This window comes from Sphingobacteriales bacterium (assembly GCA_016706405.1).
Taxonomy (GTDB): domain Bacteria; phylum Bacteroidota; class Bacteroidia; order Chitinophagales; family UBA2359; genus BJ6.
This window is the reverse complement of sequence record JADJJT010000002.1, coordinates 547494-573088: the sequence shown is the minus strand read 5'-3', so window position 1 is coordinate 573088 and position 25595 is coordinate 547494. Positions and strand designations below refer to the sequence as shown.

Annotated in this window: 20 protein-coding genes and 1 pseudogene; 9 read left to right on the top strand and 12 right to left on the bottom strand. The window is 40.4% G+C overall.

The window, feature by feature from the left end; all coding sequences use genetic code 11:
* The first annotated feature begins 242 nt into the window (after positions 1-242).
* A pseudogene (locus IPI59_08575) lies at positions 243-987 on the top strand (hypothetical protein).
* 467 nt (positions 988-1454) lie between these two features.
* On the opposite strand, the gene IPI59_08570 reads toward IPI59_08575, so the two are convergent.
* From IPI59_08570 to IPI59_08540, 7 genes are all read right to left on the bottom strand, one after another.
* Positions 1455-2333, bottom strand: a complete 879-nt coding sequence (locus tag IPI59_08570; GenBank protein MBK7527587.1) for a nucleoside phosphorylase — start codon at positions 2331-2333, stop codon at positions 1455-1457.
* A gap of 30 nt (positions 2334-2363) precedes the next feature.
* Positions 2364-3407: a TonB family protein gene (locus IPI59_08565; protein MBK7527586.1), complete on the bottom strand. Its 1044-nt coding sequence runs from the start codon at positions 3405-3407 to the stop codon at positions 2364-2366.
* 224 nt (positions 3408-3631) lie between these two features.
* On the bottom strand, positions 3632-4012 hold the full coding sequence (gcvH, locus tag IPI59_08560) for a glycine cleavage system protein GcvH (GenBank protein ID MBK7527585.1): 381 nt from the start codon (positions 4010-4012) through the stop codon (positions 3632-3634).
* Between the two features lie 215 nt (positions 4013-4227).
* Positions 4228-5430, bottom strand: a complete 1203-nt coding sequence (locus IPI59_08555) for an amidohydrolase (protein MBK7527584.1) — start codon at positions 5428-5430, stop codon at positions 4228-4230.
* 36 nt (positions 5431-5466) lie between these two features.
* Complete coding sequence (locus tag IPI59_08550; protein ID MBK7527583.1) at positions 5467-5823, bottom strand: SPOR domain-containing protein; 357 nt, start codon at positions 5821-5823, stop codon at positions 5467-5469.
* A 177-nt stretch (positions 5824-6000) separates the two neighbouring features.
* A complete protein-coding gene (locus IPI59_08545; GenBank protein ID MBK7527582.1) occupies positions 6001-6306 on the bottom strand; it encodes a hypothetical protein in 306 nt (101 codons plus the stop codon).
* A 113-nt stretch (positions 6307-6419) separates the two neighbouring features.
* On the bottom strand, positions 6420-7262 hold the full coding sequence (locus IPI59_08540) for a hypothetical protein (GenBank protein MBK7527581.1): 843 nt from the start codon (positions 7260-7262) through the stop codon (positions 6420-6422).
* Positions 7263-7440: 178 nt separating this feature from the next.
* Between IPI59_08540 and IPI59_08535 the strand changes: the two genes are divergently transcribed.
* Positions 7441-8826 (top strand): rod shape-determining protein RodA, encoded by a 1386-nt coding sequence (locus IPI59_08535; GenBank protein ID MBK7527580.1) that lies wholly within the window; start codon positions 7441-7443, stop codon positions 8824-8826.
* 32 nt (positions 8827-8858) lie between these two features.
* Here IPI59_08535 and IPI59_08530 read toward each other — a convergent pair whose 3' ends face one another.
* Complete coding sequence (locus IPI59_08530; GenBank protein MBK7527579.1) at positions 8859-9899, bottom strand: hypothetical protein; 1041 nt, start codon at positions 9897-9899, stop codon at positions 8859-8861.
* A 188-nt stretch (positions 9900-10087) separates the two neighbouring features.
* Between IPI59_08530 and IPI59_08525 the strand changes: the two genes are divergently transcribed.
* Entirely contained in the window at positions 10088-10597 is a 510-nt protein-coding gene (locus IPI59_08525) for a 6,7-dimethyl-8-ribityllumazine synthase (protein ID MBK7527578.1), read from the top strand.
* An 86-nt stretch (positions 10598-10683) separates the two neighbouring features.
* On the top strand, positions 10684-12114 hold the full coding sequence (locus IPI59_08520; protein ID MBK7527577.1) for a hypothetical protein: 1431 nt from the start codon (positions 10684-10686) through the stop codon (positions 12112-12114).
* Positions 12115-12134: 20 nt separating this feature from the next.
* Here IPI59_08520 and rffA read toward each other — a convergent pair whose 3' ends face one another.
* The 3 genes from rffA to IPI59_08505 form a co-directional block, all read right to left on the bottom strand.
* Positions 12135-13277, bottom strand: a complete 1143-nt coding sequence (gene rffA / locus IPI59_08515) for a dTDP-4-amino-4,6-dideoxygalactose transaminase (protein ID MBK7527576.1) — start codon at positions 13275-13277, stop codon at positions 12135-12137.
* 96 nt (positions 13278-13373) lie between these two features.
* Positions 13374-14141: a hypothetical protein gene (locus IPI59_08510; protein MBK7527575.1), complete on the bottom strand. Its 768-nt coding sequence runs from the start codon at positions 14139-14141 to the stop codon at positions 13374-13376.
* Between the two features lie 220 nt (positions 14142-14361).
* Positions 14362-17001, bottom strand: a complete 2640-nt coding sequence (locus tag IPI59_08505; GenBank protein ID MBK7527574.1) for a zinc-dependent metalloprotease — start codon at positions 16999-17001, stop codon at positions 14362-14364.
* Positions 17002-17212: 211 nt separating this feature from the next.
* On the opposite strand from IPI59_08505, the gene IPI59_08500 reads away from it, so the two are divergent.
* The 4 genes from IPI59_08500 to IPI59_08485 all read left to right on the top strand — a co-directional run bounded on the left by IPI59_08500 (position 17213) and on the right by IPI59_08485 (position 24318).
* Positions 17213-17812 (top strand): hypothetical protein, encoded by a 600-nt coding sequence (locus IPI59_08500; GenBank protein MBK7527573.1) that lies wholly within the window; start codon positions 17213-17215, stop codon positions 17810-17812.
* Positions 17782-18876: a peptidoglycan DD-metalloendopeptidase family protein gene (locus tag IPI59_08495; GenBank protein ID MBK7527572.1), complete on the top strand. Its 1095-nt coding sequence runs from the start codon at positions 17782-17784 to the stop codon at positions 18874-18876. Before IPI59_08500 ends, IPI59_08495 begins: the two co-directional genes overlap by 31 nt.
* A gap of 64 nt (positions 18877-18940) precedes the next feature.
* Entirely contained in the window at positions 18941-19930 is a 990-nt protein-coding gene (locus IPI59_08490; protein ID MBK7527571.1) for a hypothetical protein, read from the top strand.
* 245 nt (positions 19931-20175) lie between these two features.
* The gene (locus IPI59_08485) at positions 20176-24318 is read left to right on the top strand and encodes a PKD domain-containing protein (GenBank protein ID MBK7527570.1); all 4143 of its coding nucleotides are present in this window, start codon (positions 20176-20178) and stop codon (positions 24316-24318) included.
* Positions 24319-24326: 8 nt separating this feature from the next.
* Here the strand turns inward: IPI59_08485 and IPI59_08480 are convergent, their stop codons facing one another.
* Positions 24327-24614, bottom strand: coding sequence for a hypothetical protein (locus IPI59_08480; protein ID MBK7527569.1), 288 nt, complete (start codon positions 24612-24614; stop codon positions 24327-24329).
* Positions 24615-24691: 77 nt separating this feature from the next.
* On the opposite strand from IPI59_08480, the gene radC reads away from it, so the two are divergent.
* Positions 24692-25405 carry a DNA repair protein RadC gene (gene radC / locus IPI59_08475; GenBank protein MBK7527568.1) on the top strand — a complete coding sequence of 238 codons (714 nt, stop codon included), beginning with the start codon at positions 24692-24694 and terminating at the stop codon, positions 25403-25405.
* Positions 25406-25595 lie beyond the last annotated feature (190 nt).

Below are 25595 nucleotides of genomic sequence, written 5' to 3'. Positions count from 1 at the left end.
TTAACCTGAAAAATGATGCTAAAATCGTCTAGAAAGCTTAATATTATTAGCTTTGAGGACAATCAAAGGTTATGAATAAAAAAAGTGCTTTTACTGCGGTAGTTCTGTTACCAAGAAAAATGGGTTAGTAAAAGGTAAACAGCGATATAAATGTGCCTGCTGTAATAAACAATTTTTAGGTGGGCAACGCATCAATAACGAGCAAATATGGGAAGAATACAAAAAGTGGTAAACAGACCTATTTGCAGTTAGCTCACAAGTATAATTGTTCTGTTAAAACGATTCAAAGGCGGTTAGACAAGATTAAAATAGTGGCTACGGAAAAAACAGGTAGAGTAGTCGTTGTATTAATGGACACCACCTATTGGGAGCGGGGTTTTGGCGTAATGCTTTTTAAAGATGCCTACACCAAAGAAAACCTTTTGAAATATTATGTGAAGACAGAGACAAATGCGCTGTATATAGAAGGAATTAAGGAGTTAAAAAGGCGAGGTTTTACTATTTCGGCTATTGTTTGTGACGGAAGAAAAGGCTTAATTGCGTCGTTTAAGGGGTATTCCTGTTCAAATGTGCCAGTTTCATCAAGCAGCAATAATTCGAAGATATTTGACCCGTAAGCCAAAGCTAAAAGCTGCACAAGAGCTGATGGATGTTGTAGATTTGATGAAGCAAACAGACAAAGAAAGCTTTGTCGGAACATTAGGGCTATGGCTTGAAAAATGGAAAGTGTTTCTAAACGAGAGAACTGTAAATCCGACTACAAACAAATCGTTTTATACGCATAAAAGGCTTAGAAGTGCTTATCGTAGTTTGAAGAATAATTTACCTTGGTTGTTTACTTGGCACGATAACAGGGAACTTCAAATACCTAACACAACCAATGCTATTGATGGACATTTCGCAGATTTAAAAAACAAATTAAGAAACCATAATGGCCTATCAATGAAACGGAAAATGAAATTTATAGATGGGTTTTTAAAGGTATAAGGGCTTTCTGAAAATATCAAAGGCTTACAATATACAGTAAGCCTTTGATAAGACATTTTCGTCAAGCATCTGTTTTATCCCTGACAAGTTGCTCCCCAGCAGAGCTTGTTTCCGTTTTTACAGACATGCAAAGAAATAAAATATTCAAGAATAATGTAAAAAAGTGAATAAAAAAACAGCATTAAAAATGTCCACTTGAACCAAGCGTCTAAAAAATAGCATTAAAAATGTCCATTACTCCGCTATTTTTATTTTAAACTACATAGATGCAAAATTAATTATAGTACCAAACTTATAATTGTGGGCTATGTGTGCAGGCCAAATCCGGTTTCAGATAAATGAGCGATATTCCCCTCAAATCTTACCAATCAAAACACAGGCAATATGGCTCGAATAAGTTTATCCGGAGGAAAAAGACGATCGGTACCGTAAATTGTAATAATACTTGCTCTAAATAAATTGGAGGTTTATAAATTATTTGCAATAATAGGCAGTGCTTGCTCTATAAGCGCTTTCACAGCTTTTTTTGGGTTTGCACTAAATTGCCGAGACGAGCGGTTGGCCAAAATAACGTTTACTGAAGCAGCACTATGCCCCAACAGTTGTGCCAGGCCATAAATAGCTGCTGTTTCCATTTCAAAATTAGCAAGCTGGTAAGATGTTGGCAGTTTTATGCTTCGCAAGTCGTCTAAAAAGTGGGGAAGCAACGCGCCGGCGCGCAAAGCCCGGCCTTGTGGGGCATAAAACCCCGAGCAAGTAATGGTAACTCCGCTAAACCACTGGGGGTGTTGAAAATCAAACAAATTAACCAATTCAGGGCTTGCCATGGCCACATAAGGCGTTATATTATTGCCCAAATTAGGCAGTGCATTATAAATTTCTTGCGCTTGCGGGGTAGGTTGATAGGGGTAAAAATGCATCAACCCGTCATAACCAATTGCTCCCTGCGAAACTACAAAGGATTCAACCGGTATATCCGGAATCAATGCCCCCGAAGTGCCAATTCTAATAATTTTAAGTGAGGTTAACTGGGGTTTCACCATCCGGGTTTCAAAATCAATATTTACCAACGCATCTAACTCGTTAAGCACAATATCAATATTGTCGCAGCCAATACCCGTCGAAATTACGGTTATTAATTTACCATTAAAACTGCCGGTATGCGTAATAAACTCGCGATGTTGTTTTTTGTACAAAATAGTATCAAAATGTTGGCTCACCATTTCTACCCGGTCGGGGTCGCCAACGGTAATAACAATAGGTGCAACCTCGTGAGGCAACAAGTTTAAATGGTAAACGCTGCCATTGGGGTTAAGAACTAGTTCGGAAGCAGGATAAAAAGCCATTATATAATTTAAACAATTTAAGTTTAGTCGCTATTTAAATACAACCGGAACCCTATACATTACAGGCCAATTTTTATTACCTTTTTTGCCCGGAACCCACTTAGGTAAACTTTTAATTACCCGCAGCGCTTCTTCGTTGCAGCCAGCGCCTTGCATATTTTTTATTGGTGTTTCAATGCTTACACTATCTACCTTGCCATCGGGCATTACTAAAAAAGTAGTCATTACGGTACCCGTTACTTTGTTTTTTTTAGCAAGGCTTGGGTAAATTAGCCCCTCTTTAATAAAGGCTTCTAATTTAGCGGCGCTACAGTTTTGGCGTTCGTTGGCATCGGTTAGGTTTTCGCAGCCAACAAAACAAGGCAATTGGTCTATGGCAACGGCGGGCGGATATTTTGAGGCTGGGTCGGGGTTGGGGGTGTTTGACGAAGTGGAGGTTTGGGTATCTTTTCCGGAGGAATTAGGATTTTCGGCAATAGGCTCATCGGGCAAAATATCCGGAATATCCGGATTAGGGTCTTGTTTGTCTTTTATTGGTTGAATTGCAGGCTTTTCCTTTTTAAGTTCTTTTTGTTCGGCAATTTCTAATTTTGCTATATTTACTTTGCTTGGTTTTGGCTTTGGCGCTTCAAGGGTGTTTGTTGTAGTATTTGGCGGGGGCAGTGCTTTAATATTAATATTTTCTACGGCCAGCGCAATAGGTATTGGGCGAGGTTTTTCTTGAAAAACGGCAGTCGAAGTGGTTTTTTTTTGCCAATTCAAGGCAGCTAAAATGGTAGCTAAAGTAATAACCAAAGCAGCATTAAAAAACACAGCTCGCATTTTAAACACATCTGCTTCGGGGTATTTGCGCAGGTAGTGCGGCTCATTTGTCTTAGGTTTCTGCTGGTTCAACGCTATAATTTGCAATGGATTATAACGTTTGAATAGCCACCAAAAGGCAAACCACACCAATAATATACCACCAAAAAAAACTACCAGAAACCAATAACCATACAGCAAACCAGCAACAGTACCCAAACTTAGTACAGCAACCAAACTTATATCGCCCTTGCTAAATTGTGGTGATGCCATTTTAAGTTGATTATTGTATGTTGGGAGATAAAATTAAAATGCCTGTTAGCCATCCGGAAAAAATTGCAATCGCAGCATTGAACAATATCTCACTTTTAAATTAAAAGTAAATGTTTAGATGCCGCAATTTGCCTTATAGGTTCTTCATCATATCAAAACCAATAAACACTTAATAATGCCTGTTTATTGCATTTTTAACTATTAACTATTAACTATGTGTTTGTCTAAAAACCCAGTAAGTTTTTATAGGCATCAACAGTCAGAAGACTGTCAATATCACTCAAATTGGCGGGCTTAATTTTTATCATCCAGCCTTCTCCGTAAGGGTCGTTGTTTACCAAATCGGGTTGGTTATTAAGGGCAGGATTTACGGCAACTACCTCACCTTCGATGGGCATAAACAAATCCGAAACAGTTTTAACAGCCTCAACGGTGCCAAAAAGTTCGGCAGCGGCCAAGCACTGACCTTCCGAGTTTATGTCCACATAAACAATATCGCCAAGTTCGCTTTGGGCAAAATCGGTAATACCTACGTAGGCGTTATCGCCATCAATTCGTACCCATTCGTGTTCGTGGGTATAGCGTAAATTTTCAGGAAACTGCATATTATTGCAACTTATAATTAATTAAGGTTGATTAACAAAAAAGATGCTCAAAAATAGGCAATGTATGCCTAAGTTTTATGCTTTGCTTAAAAATAGGTCTATTTTTTTATTCCGGATGCTATTTTATTGATAAAAGCTCGTATTTAAATCAATTTGTTGGATTATTTTGTTTGCTTTATTTAATATAGATATGGTTTTTTGTTCCGGATATCGAATCATTTTAACTCATTTAAAGCCAGCCAAGCCATTAATCCGGCACCAATTTCTAAGGCTTTTTCGTCAATATCAAACTGTGGGGTATGAATAGAAGCTGTTATACCGCGTTGGGTATTGCCTGTACCGATGCGGTAAAAACATCCGGGCATTATTTGCGAGTAATAGGCAAAGTCTTCGGCGGTCATTCGCATAGGTAAATCTACTATATTTTCGGGGCCTAAATAGGCTTCGGCTGCCGCTCGTGTGCGGGCGGTTAGGTCTTCGTCGTTTATTAAAAACGGGTAGCCAACGTCAATTTCAACCTCGCAATGGCCGCCAAAGCTTTCGGCAATTCCAGATGCAATTTTGCGAATTTGCTTATGTGTTTCAAAGCGGCTTTCCTCGTTCATCATGCGCAAGGTGCCCAAAATTACCACCGATTCGGGTATTACATTATGCGCGCCGCCTACCGAGTTTATTTTGCCAAACGTTAAAACGCGGGGCAAGGTGGGGTCAATAAACCGGCTTACTATTTGTTGCAGCCCTACTAAAACCTGAGCGGCAATTAAAATAGGGTCAACGCAAAATTGAGGTGTAGCGCCATGCCCGCCTTTGCCGTGTATGGTTAAAATAATTTCATCGCACGAGGCCATCATTAAACCCGGCCTAAAACCAACTTTACCTGTTTCGAGTTGCGGCAAAACGTGCTGCCCAATAATAGTTAAAGCCGGCGGCTGAGCCAACGCTCCTTGCTGCAACATTAACAAAGCGCCGCCTGGACTTTTTTCTTCGGCTGGCTGAAAAATCAATTTGACTGTTCCGTTCCATTCTTTGCGGGTAGTCTGTAAAATATATGCCGCACCCAGCAAACAAGTTGTATGTGCATCATGCCCGCAGGCGTGCATTACTCCTTCGTTTAACGAGCGGTAGGGGCGGTTATCGTGTTTGGTTTCGGTAATTGGCAGCGCGTCCATATCGGCGCGTAAGGCTACTACTTTGCTTTGTGGGTTTTTGCCTTCAATATGTGCAACAATACCTGTTTTAACCCATCCGGCGGTAAAGGGTATACCCCATTCGGTTAGTTTTTTTTGTATATATGCCGATGTTTGATGCTCGTCAAAAGACAATTCGGGGTGTTGATGTAAATGCCGTCTGATTGCTACCAAATCCGGATGAATTTGTACCGATAGGGTTTTTATTTCGTTCAATAAAACATCGTTCATAAATGGTTCATTAGCAGGTAAATAAAAAAATAGCTGTTAAAATCCATCATCGGGGGCATTAACCTTGTCGGGCACAATAAATGCCGATTTAAATTGTTTTTTTATAGCGTCAAATTGGGCTTGGGCTTGCAAATGGTTTGAATAATCGCCTACCCGCAGCCTAAAATAAGGTGCTTCGTAACTTTCGTAAATAGGCATATCCGGATAAAATTTTGTAAACCGCGCTTTTTCAGTTTTAATCGCTTCGCGTTTGGTTTCTTGCAGTAATTGAATTCTAAACCCCTGAACATTTGATGCATTGCGTTTTTTTTGCTGTTTGTAAGCTTCAATTAAAGCAGCAATTCGTGGGTCGGCATTAACAGTTACCTGTGCTGCAAGTTGTTTTGAAATCAAACAAAAAGCAGTACTCGTAATAATTAAAAAAAACAAAATACGTTTAATCATTAAACTAAAGCAATTTACTTGTGCCAATACAGGGGCAAAATACAACAAACTTAGCCTACCTATATAAAGTTGTACAAAAGGCGGCTACAGCTAAATATAACAATATTGGCCTAAAACAAGGGGCAATTAATAACTAACTAAATAGGTTTCAATAAGTTGCCGTTGTGCATCGTTAATTTTTGCTTTTGGCTGCATTTTATCTAATATTCGGCTCCAATTTGACTGGTCGTACTGGCTGGGTTTATACAAGTTGTGGCAGCGCCCACAGTTAGCAACATATAATTCGCGGCCTTGTTTTAGCTCCTCTACGGTGGTGCGATATTCGTGTTCTTTTGCTTTTTCTACGTTGCGGTCTGTTGGCAAGTAATATTTTGATTTACAAGCGGTAAAAATTGCCGCTATAAGAAGGCAGATTAAAGTTATTTTTTTCATACGAGAGATGTTATTCTTTGAGGCAAAATTAAGCAAAATTCTCCGGATTGCTGTTTTTAATTTCAACCAATTCTAAATTGAATGGCTTAGATTTATCAAGTAGTTCTTTCAATTTACCTAAAACCCAAGGCTCGCAAGGTGTCTTCATCTATCGAACCAAGTGGTAAATTGTTAGCTACCTGAAACTTAAAAAGTGCATTTTTATAAGGTTTGCTTCCTTCGCTGTCGTCAATAGGGCCGGGGTCGTAGCCGTGTACCAGCAAGGCCATTTTTACCGATTTTAAACTGACATTGCTCAACAACAAACTGTCGGTTAGTGTTATGCTTGCATTTGGGGGCGCGTTGTTGTACAAGGCATCTGCATTGAAGTTGGTATAAAGCGAGTCGCGGCTAAACAGGGCTTGTTTAATTTGTGGACTAAATCCAAGCGCGTAATTAAATCCAAACCGGCGGCAAAACTGGTGGTAAGCGGTGCGGGTACTACCACCAACAATATTGTCTAAGGGGCCAGGGTCAAAATTTTTATCTAACAAAACCTGCTGGAGGTCCGATATCTCTAATGTGTCCCAGTTTGGTAAACCCAATTTTCGCAAAGCAGGTTGTAAAGTATCGGTGGTTTGTGTTAAACGTGTTACCTTTTTATAGGTTGCCAAGGCATCTTTAGTTTGTTCTTTTAGAATGCCATCGGCATTGCCCGGCTCGTAGCCCGATAAATACAAAAGTATTTGTGTTGTTAAAATAATATTTGGTTCAGAAATATTATACGTTGGCAATAGTTTTGCATTGCTTACTGTATCGGTAGGCGCAGTTTTTGTTTTGACTTTAGCTTTATTATTTCCGGATGATTTTTGAGCTAATTTTGAGCTTTTTTTACCTTGATTGGGATGGTGTTTTACATGGCATCCGGATAAAAAAAAGCCGGAGAAAACAATTGAGCAGCAAAAAATTATAGGCATAAAATAATTACAAGGCTTGAGCATCTTTTTCGGATATTAGATTAATAATCATTATGCTTCAAAACAAAAAAACAAAATTTTGACGTGGTTTTCGTTAATTTTGCGTTTTAAACGGCAAATAATTTATTTGCGGGCTTGTTTTGAAGGACAAAATTACAACCTTTTTTAAAGGTAACACATGCGGAAAATAAATTACGATTGGATTACTATTGGACTTTTTATTTTATTAACAGTTATTGGCTGGCTGGCAGTTTATACAACCGACTATAACGGTTCGGCGACTGGCAATGTGCTCAATTTTTCGAGGGCTGCAGGCAGGCAATTTATATGGCTGCTTGTTGCTTATATGGTTGCTTTTTTTATTCAATTAATAGATAGCCGTATCTATACCAAGTTTGCACAGGTTTTTTATGCTTTTGCTATTCTTTTATTACTAATAACTTTGGGTTTAGGCTCGGTTATTTCGGGGTCGAAATCGTGGATTAAGCTTGGCGGTTCTTTGGGTTTTCAGCCTTCAGAGTTTGCAAAAGTAGCCACTTGCTTAGCATTGGCGGCCTATATTGGCATACAACGAACCAAGCGATTAGATATTGAACAACAATTATCGGCGGGTTTTATTATTATGGTTCCAGCTGTTTTAACCCTTTTGCAAGGCGATGCCGGATCGGCTTTGGTATTTGCTTCGTTGTCGCTGGCCTTATACCGCGAAGGGATGGCGTTGCAAGTATTATTACTGGGTTTATTAGCTATCACCTTATTTGTTTTTAGCTTAAAACTGCCGTTTTATTTTGGTATTTTATTAATTCTTTTTGTTGGTATTTTATTTTTATTAATAACAAAACAAGCTAATTGGCGCAATATTGCCCTTTGCTTAGTAACCATGTTGGTGGTTTTTGCCATACAATCGGGGGCACCAGAGATGGTTGCCATTATTGCTTTTGGTATTGCCGCCACAAGTTTAACTTTATGGTCGTTTATGCGGCGGCAGGCAATTTGGGGACTAATGGCATTTATGCTTACTTGTAGTTTATATACTCAATCAGTAAATTATGTTTTTACTAACATATTAAAACCCCATCAACAAAACCGTATTGCCGTTGTACTGGGCATCGTTGAAGACAACAGAGGGGTTGGCTACAATGTAAACCAATCGAAAATTGCCATTGGTTCAGGAGGGCTTTGGGGAAAGGGTTATTTACAAGGCACACAAAACAAAGGCAATTTTGTGCCCGAAATGCACACCGATTTTATTTTTTGTAGTATTGGCGAAGAGTTTGGCTTAGTAGGCAGTGTAGGCTTAATTACTTTGTTTGTATTTTTATTTCTGCGGTTAATTGTTATTGGCGAGCGGCAAACATCGGCTTTTTCAAGGGTATATGCCTATAGTGTTACGGCTATATTATTTTTCCATTTTTTGGTAAATATAGGTATGACAATAGGGCTAATGCCCGTAATTGGTATTCCCTTGCCCTATATTAGCTATGGAGGGTCGGGGTTACTTGGTTTTACGATTTTGCTGTTTATATTAGTAAAATTAGACAGCGAAAGAAATGCACACATTTAAACAGATTACTTAATTATTCCTTAATTAGCCTATCAGTAAAATAAGCCTCTATTATCGCTAAAACCTTTGGCATAACCAAACTCATGCCTTAACCCAAGGCCAATTATAAAGTTTGAAACCGCTTGGTTATACTTAATTTGATTGCTACTGTTAAAAAACTTACTTTGAGTTGTGTGGGTAAAAGCAATTTCCGGATGGCTGCCTAAATAATCGGCTTTCATAAAAACGCGATATTTACGCCCCGGCAAAGGGTACGACAGCGAAGCCCCAATATTGTAGGCAAAACCAATACCTGTTGCACCTTCCTTCGTATCGGTAAGGAGTTGGCCGTTAATACTACCATTGTAAGTAACAGTTGGCGCTTGGGTAGCTAACACACCAAATAAAACACGCAGGTCAAAACTCAGGTAATCTTCGGGCAACGAAACAGTAGGCCCCAGCAAAAAAGCATAATTTTGCCAACTTTTATGGGTAATACTTCCTACCGCCTTGCCACCCAGGCGCTCTTGAACTCCCGCAATATACGCCCCTTTGTCAATAGCGTTTTGGTTATATAATAAACTAAATCCCAAGCCAGCATTGCGCAACAGCAGCCACGCGCCTTCAATATTTACACTAAATCCGGTGGCAGCAAACCCGGCATTATCATCAAATCGACTACTAGCATACCGACCTTCAGGCAGGGCAACGCTGCCGCTTACGCCAATATAATTGCGTGCTATACCCACTAATTTAGCGTTAATTTCTTTTTCCGACTCTTCGTATATCGTCATGGGTGCTTCGCCCTTTTTAAACAAATCTTCTTCACTGTCAATCATTTGATTTTCTTTTTCCGGGGGTTCGTTATTTGGCCGCAGTGCCGAAGTATCAACCGGTAAAGGTCGAAGAGTATCGCTCTGAGCCGATAAATTAGGAGCAGAGAACAAATATAAAATACCTATTAAGATAAGAATTAAAAAAATATTTTTCATGGGTTTAATTGTTGCTTCAAATGAACGCTGTACCATAATTTTCAGCCTTAATTCCGGATGTAATATAAAAAATGGCAAACTTAAATTTTTGTTTGTTTTCATATACTTCTTTAGCCTTCCTTACCTGTTTGCAAAAACCATACCTAAATAAAGGCAAAACGCGGTGTAATTGCTTAACTTTGCTTTTTCAATCTACATTATGGTTAGCAACGTTAAGTTTCTTTGCCTTCCGGATAATTTTATGAAAAAACAACCACAATAACATTAATATCGTTTATTATAAAATAGCTATGGCCTCGTTACTCAAAAATTTATCTGAACATAATATTGCCAACTCAAATATTGCCGAACAAGCCAAAAATTGGCAAATTGGCATTATTGTAGCCGATTATAACGAAAAAATCACCTACGCCTTATTTGATGCCTGCTGCCAAACCCTCAAAAATGCCGGTGTTTTACCCCAAAACTTACACATAGCCCATGCGCCAGGTGCTTACGAATTACCCCTTACTGCCCTTTGGTTATTGCAGCAGTTCCCCTCATGCCATGCTGTTATTTGTTTGGGCTGTGTTATTAAAGGCGATACCGACCACGACATTTACATAAATAATGCCATTTCGCAGGGAATTATGCAGTTAAATTTAACCCATGCAAAGCCTGTAATTTTTGGCGTTCTAACCACTAATAACTTGCAACAAGCCCTTGACCGCGCAGGTGGCAAACACGGCAATAAAGGCGTTGAAGCCGCTTTTGCCGCTCTCAAAATGCTTGAAACAAAAACAAATATGACAAACAAATAAAAAAAAATACTACCCCGGAGATTTTTTCCGGATTATTGCTGTAACTTAGCAGTAAATTTTAAAAATATTGTCTTAAATAGAACACAATGAACAGGCGACATTTTATAAGAAATACCTCTTTAGCAGCCGCCGCAGCCGTAGTTGCACCCTATATTTTGCCGTCGGGGCGTTTATTTGCCCAAACGGGGTCGCAAAAAGCTAAATATACTGTACTTATGATGTTTGGCGGAGGAGTTCGGCACCAAGAGAGTGCCGGGCAATTGTATTTACAACACGCCCAGTTTCCATACACCAAAGACCCAGATTTAAAAGATTTGGTAGGCAATATTATGCCCAATTTATTAGTTGGCGAAGCCCCTACCGACAAAATAGCTTACGGCTCAGGGGCTAACGGAGAAAACCCCATTGCACCCATTTTAAGCACTCCACTGCAAAAACAAGGTGTGTTTTTTAAAGAAATGCACGTAGGCACCGCCGGCCATTACCACGGATTTAATGCCTTAGTTAGCGGAAACTACAACGCCAAACAAGGCTTGCGCTCAAAACCCCTAAGCCCTACAATTTTTGAATATGTGCGGCGCTTTATGAACCCACAGGCCGAAGGCACCGCCTCAAAAGTGTGGTTAGTTGGCAACACTATTGGCAATTCAATCCCCTATTTAAACTACAGTGCTGCTGCCAATTATGGGGCTAAATTTGGGGCTAATTTTTTTGCTCCGCCCGTTACCTTCGGCAGTAATGGCCGCCGGTTTTTAGCCGCTGCCAAAAACTACCACCCCGAAGAAGATTTTCCGATGATGTACGATATGAAAGACTTTTTAGACAATAGTTTTAAAACCACTGGCGGGGTTTTAGAAAGTTTGGGCAATACCCCCGACGAGAAATACAAAATTAAAGAATTCATGAAAAAAATGTTTGGAACAGATGAAGAAACACTAATGCAATACATTCCGGAAGACCCAAAAGCAGGCACAGATCCCGAAATTATACCCGTAATTAATAAAGACGTAAGCACCTTGGTAGTCGCCTGCGAAATAATGAACTACTTTGAGCCTACCGTTATTGCCGTGCATTTAGATGGTGCCGACACCTGCCATGCCGATTTTACCTCGTACCTGCGCAATTTACACCGCCAAGATTTAGCCGTTGGCTATATGTGGAACTTTATTCAAAACCATCCGGTATTAAAAGACAATACCCTTATGGTTGTTGCCCCCGAAACAGGCCGAAACGCCACGCCTAACCCCATCCGCGATAAAAATAACTGGTATGCTTACGACCACAGCGACTGGAACGCTTACCGCAGTTGGGCGCTAATGGTTGGCCCAGGTGTACCTCAAAATGTAGTGATAGAAGGTGGCACAACCATTACTAACCCCGATGGCTCGGTAACCCCTACCCCGGCTGGCGATACAGCCCAAATAGTATTGACCGTTGCCGAAACATTAGGTATTAAAAACGAAGTTGCCAGCGAAGGGATGGTTGTAAATAGCCAAAGTTTTTACGATTTATTATAACGTAAACAGAAAAGAACTGTTTAACTCGCAAAAAAGGCTTCAATTTGGGCTACAATATAGGCTACCTCCTCAATACTTAGTTCGTAATATAGCGGCAAGCGCAGCAGGCAAGCCTCAAACCGGTCGGCATTGGGTAAGGCGCGGCTATTATTAGGCTGTTGTTGCTGTTGGCGATAATAGGGCGATTGATGTAGGGCTAAATAATGAAAAACAGCATATACACCCTTAGATTGAAGATGGTTTAGCAACTTATTCCGGATTGTTAAATTAGGGCAAACTACATAAAAAATATGCCCATTACAAGTAGCATAATCCGGAATAAAAGGTAATTGCAAATATCCGGAAGTTTGTAATGGTTGTAAATATTGGTTGTAGGCGTTCCAAAGTGCTAACCGCTTTTGCTGTATGGTTTCTAAATTTTCGAGCTGGGCATATAAAAAAGCAGCTACTATTTCGCTGGGTAAAAATGACGAGCCAATATCAACCCACTCGTAGCGGGTAATATCGCCCCTAAAAAAAGCAGTGCGGTTAGTACCTTTTTCGCGTATTATCTCGGCTCTATTACAAAATTGTGGGTCATTTAGGGCCAAAAGCCCTCCTTCGCCTGCAATGACGTTTTTTGTTTCGTGAAACGAAAAAGCTGCCATTTGCCCTATACTTCCCAAAGGCTGCCCTTTGTAGTACGAGGCTATTGCCTGGGCGGCATCTTCAAGTAAAAATAATTTGTATTGCTTGGATATATCGCATAAAACATTCATATTGCATGCTACACCTGCATAGTGCATGGCAACAACAGCGCGGGTTTTAGGCGTTATAAGGGCTTCAATTTGCCCGGCATCTATATTTGGGTTATTAGCTTCGCTATCGGCAAAAACAATTTGAGCACCGCGCAACACAAAGGCGTTGGCCGTTGATGAAAATGTATAAGATGGCATAATTACCTCGTCGCCGGGCACTATATTTAGCAATAGTGCCATCATATCTAAGGCTGTTGAGCACGAGGTGGTTAAAAATGCCTTAGTTTGGGTGCCTAAATATTGTTCAAAAAAAGCATGGCATTTTTGAGTAAACACCCCATCGCCCGATATTTTGCCCGAAGCTACTGCTTGCTCAATATAGGCTATTTCGTTTCCGGTAAAAAATGGTTTGTTAAAAGGTATCATATCCTGGTTCCGGCAAAGAAAAATAGGGCAATATCATCCGGAAAGTAGTAGCACAACAAATAAAAAACAAATAAAAACAATATTATTTAACAGGTTTTACTGAGGCTCGGGTATAGCGTCAAATCCCCATTGTGTATGCGCTTTTTGGCTGGTGGCAATTTCAACGCCTTTGATGCAGTCGCCCACATCGGGCATCGGAAACGGCTCAAACTGTTGTTTGATGGTGTCACTTTTTGCAGTATCGTAAATAAGTTGCAACTCGTCTTTGCGCAACTCTAAAATATCAAACGTAATTTCGTTGCGATAAACAATAGGCTTGCCAATAATGGCAATGCTGCCGACTGATATATCGGGAAAATTATTAAAAGTAACTCCCCATTTGCTTAATTTACTGTCTTGCCAGTACCAGGTATTGATATCGGTGGTAAAATTACCCAATACGGCGGCCTTGATACCTGTGTCGTAAAAACTGTACGAGCCACTACAAGTATAAGTTCCGTCCTCTTTAATTGTTAAAAAATAAACAATACTTATGTCGTAGGCCAAGTTGCCATTAGTAGTAGTGCTGATGAGGCTATTAATAATACCGTTGTTATAATTATCTTCGGCCAAAACTTTACTTAGGGTTGTGCCGGCCACATTGGCTGTATCACAAAAGCTACTATTAAACGTTATAGTCTTTTGTACCGACTCGCTGCTTTTATTAATATAACGTGTTAAAATCCATTCGCCGCACAAGCGTTCGTTGCGTGTTCTAAAACTTATCCAAGGGTCATCGTCGCCGCGTTTGCAACTATTAAACATGGTTAAATTTGTGCCTAAAATAACTACTAAAAATACCAGCAGTACAAATCGGTTTTTCATTACGTTTAAATAAAATAATTAAGGCTATACCAAACTGAAATTGCATTACGGACGCAAAAATACAACAAAAGGTTGTATTTTGTATTTAGGATAGATAAGCTATGGGTACAACCCTAAAACTCCGCCCTGCAAATTATCTGCAAGCAAAACATTGCCGCTGATTAATGTTGCAGGGCGAAGTGGTTATTTACGTTGAGATTAAAATCAATATGGCGTTGAATTATTTATTTTCCAAGGCTTGTTTAATCCGGAAAATAATATTTTGCCGATGTGCTTTTGTTGCAATATCATTTCCGGAGTTTGCTTTTACCATCCGGTCAATTTGGGTTAGTTGGTATAAAATTAACGATTGAGATGCTTTGTCGTAAGCAGGATTTTTCCATCCGGATATTAGTTGTTCTACGTAGGTTAGTTGTAGATTTTGCCGGTACAGGTTTACTTTTCCGGATAAATCGGCTTTAAAAATGGCATTGGTCAAATCGTCTAAAACATTTGTTAAAGGGTAGGTATTGCCGTACATTTCTGTTTGGTTAATGCGTTGCATTACTTCGGGGTGAAGCAGGTGAGCTAACACATTTCGTTGAAAAGACAACACTCTGTCGGCAATCTTAGGGTCTTCTGTATTGCCAAAATAGTCGAAACTGCGGCGTTGGGGCTGCAAATAGTTCAACAAATCGTTGGGCAACATAAAGGCATCGGGGGCAAAAAGGTATTGCTCGAGGGCTGCCATGGCACGTTTTTGGTCGGCGGCTGCTACGGGTGTAAAGGGCTGCCGGGCTTTGGGCTGCCCCGGAAAATCGCGCTCCACATAAACGCCGCCTATATACCTCGATATTACGCTGGCCATACCGCCAATTTGTCCGGTTGTAACATAATAGTTAGTTAGCAAACCTTGGTACGACTCGCCATTTTTAATAAATCTTTCTTTTAATTTAGGCAATAAACTGTTGGCAAATTTAATGCGGTCAATTCCATAGCCAATGGCATCGTTGCTAAGGTCAAAAATATTTACGCGGGGGTCAATGCCGCCGCCGGGCGCACGCATATCGTCGGCATCGTTGCCAAAGGTAAGTTGTGGGTCGGTGCTGCGGTTTAAAACGGTTTGCAAGCGTTCTTTTTGGCTGGCTTCGTTTTTGTTGTTCGTTGAGTAGCCGTACTCAACAGCCCACCTGTCGTAAGGACCGGGAACGGTAATATAATATTCGCCTTGTTTAGCAGGGTCGCTTGAGAAATTTACCGCCGGATAATCCATTACCGAGCCATACAAGCCAATTTTGGCTGTTAGCGGTTTGTTATGCACATCGGCAGGGCTATGTATTTGCGTAGCTTTCATGTTGTGGTTTAAACCCAAGGTGTGCCCAACTTCGTGTAAAACTAAATAATGAAGTGCCTCGCGAATCAACTCTTTCTCTTTTTCGTCTTTGTCTTCGTTGGTAGTATTAAGCGCAGCTAAGGCGGTTGCACCAAATAAATTATTTGCTTGTAACATTTGGGCTGCCATGCAGTAGTTATGGTTGTGGTTGCTATTAACAGTGTGTTGCAACTTCATTTCATCGGCCTGTGCCATAGCTTCTTCCCAGTCAAATGCACCTGCTTTTCCAAAATTCTGATACCCACGCAAGGCGCCTCTAATAAACACCAGTTCTAACATTACGTCTGCACCCAAAATTTGGCCGGTGCGCGGGTTTACAAAGCTGGGGCCATAGCCACCAAAAGGCGGAGTTGGCGAAGATGTCCAACGAAGTACGTTATAGCGTATGTCGCCCGCATCCCAAGTGGCATCATCCGGTTGCATTTTGCATTGAACTGCATTTTTAAATCCGGCTTGCTCAAAGGCTACGTTCCAAGCTAAAACGGCGTCCATAATATCTTTTCTAAATTCAAGGGGCGTAGTATTTTCAATCCACCAAACAATTGGCTCAACCGGTTCAGACAAGGAGGCGTTGGGGTCTTTTTTCTCTAAATACCACCTGTTAATAAGGTCGCGCCAAGGGGTGTAGCTTAACGAGGTTTGGTCGTTTACCCGTTGGCTAAAATAGCCCAGCCGGGGGTCATCGGCACGGCCTTCAAAATTGTTTTTAGGCATTTCGATGAGGCTGTGTTGTATGGTTACAGTAACATAGCGGGCATCGGTGGTTTCAAGTCGTCCATAATTGGTGGGATTTACGTTTTCAAATACGTAATCAACTACTAAATCGGTATTGGCAGGGTAATTTTTAATTTGACTATATTTGGTTTTTGTTTTACTTAAACTGCCCAAATTAAACATATTAAATCCGGGCGGCATATTAGTAGGTGGCGAGGGTTTTATTTGGTCAAATGCTTCGGACAAAAATATGTCGTCTAATTTTATAACAACGTGGTCTTTATCGGCTTTAGCTGTTTTTTGTATTTTTTCGGAGGCTAAAATAGGCTGGTTTATATTGGCTTTTGCAGCTTTAGCCAAGGCATTATTTGGGTCGAAATAATAATTGGTGTTTTCGCCCACAAACTCAATACGGTCGAAATGTTTTTTGATGGTAAAAATTTGATTAGCTCTAAAGGCGCCTCTAAAATTAAAGGCATCTAAAGTGCTATTTTCTGTATAACTAAAATGGATATACTCTTTGCCAATTTGGTCGGGGGCAATGCTCATAAATAGCGAGCCATTAACGGTATCGCGCCAAAGGGTAAATAATCCGGAATTTAATTTTGTAGCGGCCTTTAAAGCATCTTCATCGGGTTTAACGTCGGTTGCCGATGCCTCTGCTTTGTCCTTTTTACTTTTTTTAGCCTTTTGCGCATAAGCCACATTTGGGCTTAGATTTGTTAGCACCAAACTGAGGGCAAACAAAATTAGAAATTGAGTAAAGTGTTTCATTTATTAAATGGGTTTGTTTATGTTTAAAAAAAGCAGTGCAAAAGTACAAATTTGGTTATATTTTATATTGACCTAATATCAATTTAACATTTTTTAGTGGTATTGTGCCATTTTTTTTTAAATTTGGTAAATTTACAAGCTAAAATTTAGCTAAATAACCTTGATATTGCCCTTATTTAGTGGCATTAGAAATGATAACTTAGTTTTACGCATGAATATAATTTTTTTAATTTTTCATGACTTGTTCTACTACAAAAGGCTTAGTTTTTTGAACCATTGTTCAAATTTTGCTGCTAATTGCTGTATTTTTAGTAATTTCGCACCGCATTACGACAACAAAGTACTTATTAAAATTGTATTTGCCTTGACTTCGCGATTAGCCCTCTTTGCCTTTATTGCTGGACTTTTTATTGGCAGTTTGTTTACCGTTTTTTTTATTTCGAGTACCGATAAAATAAAGGTAAGCACAAGCAACTTAGCTGCGGCGCAAACTTTGTCAAATTTAAATCAAGCGGCTGAGCTTTCAGATAAAACCGCTTTAGCTGCTAAAAATCTGGAAGAACAACTACCTGCTGGTGATACAATTGGTCTAGAGGAAAATGAACCAGACAACGAAGAAACTTTGCCCATAGCTGAAGAGCCGCTAACAGAAAATGAGCTTTTAGACGAAACACAAGTTGAAGCCGCCGAACGATTTGGTGTAAATCCAACGATTTACCAGATACAAAAATATAAAATTGGCAAAAACGAATTATTACCTACCTTACTTAAAAAAATGCTTTGCCCGCCCCTTGGCTTGAGGCAACAATAGCAGCAATTAAAAATATATTTGACGCTCGCAATTTAAAATCCGGACATGATTACTGGACATTAAAAAATCCGGATACAGGCAATTTACAAACACTAATATACGAAGAGTCGCCGGCTAAATACCTCTCTCTTACATTTTATCCGGATACAACCGTAGGTGTTAGCTATTGCGAATATCCTTCGGAAACAAAAACTATTGCCGGGGCAGGTATTATTAAAGGTTCGTTGTACGAGTCGTTAGAAAAAGCAGGTTTAGACGCAGAGGTTGCGGTATATTTAGGAAAAATCTTTCAATGGCAAATTGATTTTTTTCATATACAAGAGAATGACGAGTTTAAAATTATTTACGATGCTGTTTACGCCAACGACAACTTAATGGCTATTGCCAAAATTCATGCTGCTTATATAAAACATAAAGGCGAGGATTTTTATGCCTTCCCGTTTAACACCACGCCTAACGAAGACAATTCTGATTATTACGATGAAAAAGGCAAATCGTTAAAACAAGCTTTTTTAAAATCGCCGTTAAAATACAGCCGTATTTCGTCTCGTTACTCGCACCGCCGGTTGCACCCCGTTACTGGCCGCTTCAAGGGGCATTTTGGCACCGATTATGCCGCGCCCAAAGGCACCCCAATTCGAACCATTGGCGATGGGGTGGTGCTACAAGCCAGCCGCACACGTGGTAATGGCAATTTTGTTAAAATAAAACACAACAACACTTATACGACCCAATATTTGCATCTCTCGAAATTTGCCAAAGGTATGCGCCGAGGCAAACGCCTAAAACAAGGCGAAATTATTGGCTATGTAGGTAGTACCGGCTTAGCAACAGGCCCTCATTTGTGCTTCAGATTTTGGAAAAACGGGCGGCAAGTTGACCACCTCCGCGAACGATTGCCGATGGCTAATCCTGTACCAAAAAAACAAAAAGAAAGCTACCTGAATTACGTAACCAATTTTCAACAGGCTTTAGATACTATCGGCAATACCAATTATAACTCCGTAGCTATCCAACAAACAAAACAAGCTGCCCCAAATCCTTTAAAAGCAAGCACTCTCTAAATGTAAACAAAGGCAAACAGCCTCGCAATATAAAAGCAAAAATTTTAATCAGGCAGACCAAATCATGCAAGTTGACAACGCGAAAATAGTATTCCGCAAAATCCGCAACCTAAGCGAAGTAGTTGGCGTTTCGACAGAGTTTATGCGCCGAAACTACAAAATAATAATCAAAGCCTTGTTGGCAATTGCCTTTCCGTTAATATTTTTGGGCCTGTTAGGCAACAGTATTTTTACCATGATGATGCTGACAGGTATGAAAGACGTATTTGGTGGCATGGCCAACCAAGATGACCTTTCATTAGATGCGTTTAGCCGATATGCGGGCTTGTCGTGGTTATTTATGTTAATATCGTACCTTGGAACTATAATGGTTACCGCCGTTATTTATGAGTTTGCCCGCCTTTACGCCGAATACGACAACCCAAACTTGATTACAGTTAACGAAATTTGGACGAGGGTAAAAGCAAATGTTGGTATGTATATTTTAACAACATTAGGCGTTGCAGGCCTAATTTTACTTAGTATTTTTCCTTTTTACATAGTACTGGCAGCTGGTGTTTTTTTAGTCGTAACAATACACTGGGTGATAGCAATTCCTATTTTTTTTATCCTAATTGCTTTATATGTCTATTTTTTAGTGCCTTTTTCGCTTACATACGTGGTGCGTTTAGTAGAGGGCAAAGGCGTTATAGCCGCCTATTCGCGTACGGCAAAACTGATGGCCAACAAACGCTGGAAAATATTGTGGCTATTTGTTTTAGCCTTTTTAATTTGTTATTCGGTAGTAGGAATACCCTCGTTGTTAGTATCGGGATTTGTTTATGGCCTAACTTTTATTGCTTTAAAAGGCTGGGAGCCGCTTATTGTTGTATTACAAATTGTGCAGGGTGTAGTTAGCATGTTTACCATTGTGTTTATTGCCATTGTTAGTGTATTCTTGTATTTCTCGCTGGTAGAACAACATGAAAATATAGGCACTTTGAGCATAATACCAACTATTGCTCAACACCTCGAAACAGAAGATGATACGGTAAATAATAGCTTTGAAAGCTAAACATAAAACGAGATACAGTTTCGCTTCAAAGAAAACATCCGGATGAAATACAAGCAAAGATTGCTATTCAATTCAAGCAAAAAATGGGCGAGGTTTGCACATTTTCTAATTTAACGCCACCAAAGCTTAAAATTTTACCAAAACAAAAGATGTCGTACAACTTCTGTGCGCAAACTACCGTTATATAATTTAGTTTTACCATTCACATTTATTACACTAATTGAATTGGCAAAAAGGCTATTATTATGAAAAAAATAAATACATCTTGCCCTTTATTAGCCAGCTGCAGTGCTTTTATTTTTCTGTTAATAAACTATTGTAGCCCGGTGTTAAGTTTCAGCGCTTTGGCGCAATGTCAACACCCGTATCAACAACTGCCCAGTCCGTCAGAAACCAGCAACCCACATATTCAATTTGCCAAAAACAAAGGGCAATGGCCGGCGCAAGTGCATTACAGCCTTAAAATGGCTAACACTCGCCTATTTTTCGAGGGCAACACCATCACCTATTTATTGGCTAATAGTGCCGATATGGACAGTTTGCACCAACGCCACCATAGTGCTAAACCTTACAAAGGCCAACAATTTGTTCGCTACCACGCTTATAAACTACAACTGTTAAACACCACGCCAAGCACAAAAACCAATATTGAAGGCAGTTGCCTACACCCATTTTGGCAAAATTTTTATTTAGGCAACAATCCTAAAAACTGGGCAGCTAAGGTGCCACTTTTTGCCGAACTAAACTACACAAACATATACCAAAACATAGATATGCGATGGTATGCCAGCAACGACGAAGACCAACTTAAATATGATTTTATTGTGCACCCAGGCGGTAATACTGATGTCATCCAACTGCAATTTTCCGGATTAAACAACATCCGGATAAACCAGCAAGGACATTTAGAGCTTCAAACTTCGTTAGGTAAAATTACCGAAACAGCCCCTTATGTTTATCAATATTGTAACGGCAAAATGAACCAAGTGGCTTGCCAATACGCCTTAACCAACAACAAGGTAGTGCAGTTTGTTTTTCCGGATGGTTATGACAAAACCCAAACTTTGTTTATAGACCCCACCATTATTTTTTCGACCTATACCGGCTCGTATGCCGACAACTGGGGCTTTACCGCCACCTACGACAGCGAAGGCCATTTATACGCCGGCGGCACCGTTTTTGACGATGGCTACCCCACAACAATAGGTGCTTTTCAAAAAGATTATGGCGGTGGCGAAGGCACACTTGGCACCGATATGGGCATTACCAAATTCAGCCCCGATGGTAAAACCTTAATTTACTCGACTTATTTAGGCGGCAAACGAAACGAATTACCTCACAGCCTAATTGTTGATAGCCAAAACAATTTAGTACTATTTGGTACTACGGGCTCAAATAATTTTCCAGCAACAAACGGCGCTTACGACAAAACCTTTAACGGCGGTAACGATGTGGGCGACATCAGCAATATTCCGTTTTATGAAGGCAGCGATATTGTGGTGGCTAAATTTGCACCCGAAGGCGACCTTTTAGCTGCAACTTATATTGGCGGTAGCGATAACGACGGCCTTAATATTGACAAAGACCTAACTTATAATTACGCCGACGAAGCGCGCGGCGAAGTATTTTTAGATGCAAACGACCAAATTATTATCGCTTCGTGCACATGGTCTAACGATTTTCCGGTAACATCGGGGGCCTACCAAACCAAACACGGAGGCTCGCAAGATGGCGTCTTAATCAAAATAAAACCCGATTTATCGGCACTCGTTTTTGCCACCTACCTTGGCGGCAGCAGTGCCGATGCAGCCTACGGTTTAAAATTAGACCTCGAAGGCAATATTTTAACCGCCGGAGGCACCCGAAGCAGTAATTTTCCGACTACGGCAGGCGTAATAAATAGCAGCTATGGCGGCAAAATTGATGGCTTTTTATCGAAAATCAGTGCCGACGGCAAAAAATTAATGGCCAGCACTTATTTAGGCACAAACGACTACGACCAAGCCTATTTTGTTGAAATTGACGATGCGCATGAATTTGTTTATACAGTAGGTCAAACATCCGGAAATTACCCTGTAACATCTGGCGTGTACAGCAACTCTGGAAGCGGGCAATTTATCCATAAATTAACCCTCGACTTAACAAAAACCGAATTTAGTACCGTATTTGGCAACGGCAACGGCGAGCCTAACATTTCGCCCACAGCATTTTTAATTGATATATGCAACCGCATTTATGTGTCGGGCTGGGGGGCCGACTCACCCAATTTTGGTATGCCAAGTTCATTTGGAACAAACGGCCTTGTTACAACCTCCGATGCTTATAAAAAAACAACCGATGGCAACGATTTTTACTTTTTTGTGCTAACCGAAGATGCCAAAGCTTTAGAATATGCCAGCTTTTTTGGCGGCAATGGCAGTGGCTTTGATGGGGCAGATGAACATGTAGATGGCGGAACCAGTAGGTTCGACAAGGCAGGCATTGTTTACCAAGCTGTTTGTGCCGGATGCGGTGGAACAAATTTATTCCCTACTACTTCGGGCGTGTGGTCAAAAACAAACAACGCCGACAACTGCAATTTAGGCGCTATAAAATTCGATTTTCAGCCACCTATTGTTTTGGCCGATGCCTTAGCCGATCCAAGCATTACCGGATGCGTGCCTTTAAACGTAAAATTTACAAATAAAAGTAAAAACGCAACCAATTATTTTTGGGACTTTGATGACAATAACAATACCTCAACCCTAACCAATCCTAATTTTACCTATACCAAAACCGGCGTCTATAACGTAATGCTGGTGGCATGGGACCCTAACGCTTGTAACGAAGCCGATACCGCCTATACCACTATTACCGTGCTTGACCCCGCTACGCTAACCGCCAATTTTACCTACGAGCTTGATTGTGAGACAAAAACCGTTATTGTTACGCCAATAGCCGATTTTAACGGAGCCGTTTCGTTTAGTTGGCAATTTGGAGACGGGCAAACCAGTACCGACACCATAGCCACCCACACTTACACTATTGATGGCAACTACGAAATTACTTTAATTGCCCAAAGTGCAGTGCCCGGATGCCCCGGCACCGATACCGTAAAACAAACTATTACCATTGCGCCTAATGTTGAGGCAAAAATTTCCGGAAAAAATGGCTGTCGTCCTTTAAAACAAGTATTCGGCAATACCAGCAAAAACGGAACTACTTTTCATTGGGATTTTGGCATTGGCTCGGCAACTAATGATACCAGCAATATTACCAAACCCCAATTTGAATACACAAAAGCAGGCACTTATACCGTTACTTTAATAGCCTACAACCCCCTTAGCTGCAATGGCAGCGATACTGCAACTATTAAAATTGTAGTTAAAGACACCCTTATCAATGGCAATTTTGATATAATACTGCCCGACCCCTGTGACGAAAAACTATTAGTTAAGTTTGACTCCAAAGGGGCACCCCTAACCGATAGCTTTATGTGGCAATTTGGAGACGGGCAAACCAGCACCTCCCCCGACCCAAATCATATATACACTCAACCCGGTACCTATACCACAACTATGATTGTTGATAACGAATGTGCGCCACCCGATACAACCATCAAAACATTTACTTTATTGCCGCCAAATTTTGTAGAAGTTAATATGACACCCCCGCAAGATGGTTGTGAACCGGTAACCGTCCAATTATCCGGAGGCGGAAACGGCATTAGCTATTTATGGCTTTGGGGCGACGGCAGTTCTACTACCGAAATGCCACCTCCTGCGCACGAATACTCAAATCCGGGCGTTTATCAAATACAATTGATTGCTTTTGACAGCACAACCTGCAACAAAACCGACACTATAACAGCCATCTTAAATGTTTACAGCTACGCTACTGCCGATTTTGAAGCCAGCACCTATACCAGCGAACCCGGATTGCCCATTTTATTTACTAATTTAAGTACTGGTGCTACTAATTATCTATGGACCTTTGGAGACGGCAATACCAGTAACGAAATAAATCCTACTTATAGCTACCAAACGCCCGGTGAATATCTTGTTTGTTTAACCGCACTTAGTCCACAATCTTGTAACGACTCCATTTGTAAAACCATTATTGTAGTACCACCAATAACTTTAGGCACACCAAACGCTTTTACCCCCGACGGCGACAAATTAAATGACACATTTTTTGTCTTGGGCCGAGAACACATTACACAACTTGAACTGCGCATATACAACCGATGGGGGCAGCTAGTTTACCAAACCAACGACCCAATGTCCGGATGGGATGGTACTTTTAAAAACGAGCCTCAAGAAATGGAGGTCTATGTTTATACCGTACAAGCCGTTGTTAAATCGGGGCGAGTTATCAATTTCTCCGGAAATTTAACTTTGCTTCGTTAAAAAAGAGATTAATTTAAAACAAATTTATCTCTGTTTTTATTAAACTCGGCTTTACATTCGGCAGCACAAAACGGATAAATTTTGCCGTTTACCACAGCCGTATCGCTAATGGGCAAATTGCGCATAGTCATGCCGCAAACGACGTCTTTCCATGTGGCAAGCTGTGTTTCATCGGCTATTTTTATACTGGGTTTTGAAGTGTCGGCACCCATTTTTTGATTATTACCTCCACAGGCAACTAACAAAACCAGCAAAAATGAAGTTAAAAAGAGAGCTAAAACAGGTATTTTTTTCATTGGTAAGTATTAAAAGATGATTTTTTAATTAGTTTGTTAGAAATTTAGGCCAAAATTACAAAACAAATTTGAAATTTATGAACCCGTCAGATAATAATCCCAAGCCGAAAAGTTTTGTCATTAAAGATTGGGCTGAGGATGACCGCCCCCGCGAAAAGCTAATGGCAAAAGGCCGTGAGGCCTTATCTAACGCCGAGCTATTGGCTATTCTCATCGGCTCGGGGTCGGCTACTCAATCGGCGGTTGATCTTTGTAAAGATATACTTACCAAAGCTAACAACAACCTAAATATGCTGGCAAAGTATAACCTTAGCGACTTAATGCAATTCAAAGGCATTGGCGAGGCCAAAGCTATTTCAATTATGGCTGCTCTTGAATTAGGCCGGCGCCGGCAGTTGGCTACTGCCCTCGAAAAAGTACAGATAAAATCGAGCCATACTGTTTACGAGATTTTACAACCCAAATTAGCCGACTTGCCCCATGAAGAATTTTGGATGATTTCACTAAACAGGGCAAACAAAGTTATAGATTACTTGCGAATTAGTGTAGGTGGCATTTCCGGAACCGTTGCAGATGTAAGGCTCATACTGAAAACAGCCATTGAAAAGTTAGCATCCGGAATTATTGTAGCGCACAACCACCCATCGGGAAATTTGCAACCCAGCCAAGCCGATAAAGATTTGACTAATCGCCTTAAAGAGGCTTGCAAACTCGTTGAAATTCAATTATTTGATCACTTAATTATAACTGAAAGCAGCTATTTTAGCTTTGCCGATGAAGGTTTATTGTAAACCTATATATTTGCCAGCGGTATGAGTTTAGTCTGTTTTGATGTTGTTTTATCTTTTTACCCGGATATACATATCAAATAGTTGCGCCTACCAATCCTTTGATGTCATTTATTAATGCACAGCAGGCAACCTGTTGACCAGGGTTTGCTTGCTGCTACAGTTTGTCTTTGTTTGTACTGTATATAGCCCT